This is a genomic window from Oceanobacillus sp. HCA-5259 (assembly GCF_037892815.1).
In the GTDB taxonomy this organism is placed as follows: Bacteria; Bacillota; Bacilli; order Bacillales; family Amphibacillaceae; genus Oceanobacillus; species Oceanobacillus indicireducens.
Genome location: NZ_JBBKBV010000082.1, coordinates 1 through 1524, shown reverse-complemented (window position 1 = coordinate 1524; position 1524 = coordinate 1). Strand labels below are relative to the sequence as shown.

Below are 1524 nucleotides of genomic sequence, written 5' to 3'. Positions count from 1 at the left end.
TGGTCTTATGTCAAGAAATCGGACAAGTTAAATGTAGAAATCTCTTAGTTAAATTAAATTTAGTGTAAAATGGATTACAGTTGTTATTACTTTTGATGATTTGATAAAGGCCACATAGCCCGCGAAGCTACCGCGCTCCGCTTGGTGCCCTAATGGTTTACAAAGAAAGGAAAAACCACTCTTTCTTTGCAAACCATTAGGAGATGGGTGATTCTGCTGTGTACCGAATTTGCATTCATTCCCAATTGGATTTATTGGCGTTTATTAGTATTAGCTTACCAAGGCATTCTCAAAGTCGTGTGGTGACTTCATTCCACAATGTCCGTGAATACGGACCGTATTATAAAATGCATCTATATATTCAAAAATAAGTTCATGGGCATGCTTTAAATTTTGGATGACAAAACGATTCAACCACTCACGTTTGATTAGTGCATGAAATGATTCTATACACGCGTTATCCCAAGGGTTTCCTTTGTTTGAGTAGCTGCGTATGTATTCTCCTGCAGGTGTTGCTTCAAGATAGCTTTTAGATACATACTGACACCCACGATCGCTGTGGATAACAACGGGTTGACTAAGTCTCCTGTTTGCTTTTGCTTTTTCAATTGCCTTAACGACATGTTCTGTGGACAGGCTATCCGATAGCTGCCACCCTATTATTTTTCTAGAATATAAATCCATTACGCTAGTAAGGTACACGAATCCCGTTAAGGTATGCACATAAGTGATATCAGTCACCCAGACAGTATTAGGGGCTACTGGGTTAAAATCCCTGTTCAAGATATTCCTTAGTTTGGTGTCAAATTCCGGGTCGATGGTGGTTCTTACATATGGACTAACCCAAATGGCTTTTATACCTTCCTCTCGCATATAATTACCTACCGTCTTTTCAGCTATGATGTGCCCCCTGGACTGTAGAATTGATGCTATTTTTGGTGCGCCGTAAATCTGACGTGACTCATGATAAATTTGTATGATTTCAGTTTTAATATCCTTTTTTCTAACTTTTTGTTTTGATGGTGTTCGCTTTTTCCAGCTATAATATCCCGATGTAGAAACGCCCAATATTTTGAGCACACTGTTAACAGAAATCTTGCGTTTCTTTGCCATTTGGCTAGTTACTTCATAGATTGTTCCTGTTAATTGCTCAGTATGCCCACAGCCTTTTTTAGGATCTCCAAGGCATCCTGCGAATCTCGCAATTCCTTCTTCAGGCGGGCAATTTCTTTATCAGCATCGGAGGCATGATTTCCAGATCCTCGGTGTTCAACCACACCGTCGTTATTCTTGGCGGCTGACACCCATTTTCCGAGTGTAGATTCACCGATTTTAAGATCCTTTGCCGCTTGTCCTAAGGTTTTACCTGATGAATAATAATAATAATTGACTGCATCTTGCTTAAATTCTGCATTAAATTGCTTACGTTTTGCCATATTACAATCTCCCCCAGTTAATAATATTGTACTATATTAAACTAGGAGATTTCTCTATTTGGGTTGTCCTATTTATATTCTAGCATCA

The 1524-nt window shown here is 39.0% G+C and carries 2 protein-coding genes; both read right to left on the bottom strand.

Annotation, left to right across the window (positions count from 1 at the left end; genetic code table 11):
- Window positions 1-270: 270 nt before the first annotated feature.
- Complete coding sequence (locus tag WKU33_RS18840) at window positions 271-1113, bottom strand: IS3 family transposase (protein ID WP_336253464.1); 843 nt, start codon at window positions 1111-1113, stop codon at window positions 271-273.
- A gap of 29 nt (window positions 1114-1142) precedes the next feature.
- Entirely contained in the window at window positions 1143-1436 is a 294-nt protein-coding gene (locus WKU33_RS18835; protein ID WP_336253463.1) for a transposase, read from the bottom strand.
- Window positions 1437-1524 lie beyond the last annotated feature (88 nt).

What these genes read in the sequence shown, in the direction of transcription:
- WKU33_RS18840 (WP_336253464.1), bottom strand. Translation starts at nt 1,113, where the DNA reads ATGGCAAAGAAACGCAAGATTTCTGTTAACAGTGTGCTCAAAATATTG.
- WKU33_RS18835 (WP_336253463.1), bottom strand. Translation starts at nt 1,436, where the DNA reads ATGGCAAAACGTAAGCAATTTAATGCAGAATTTAAGCAAGATGCAGTC.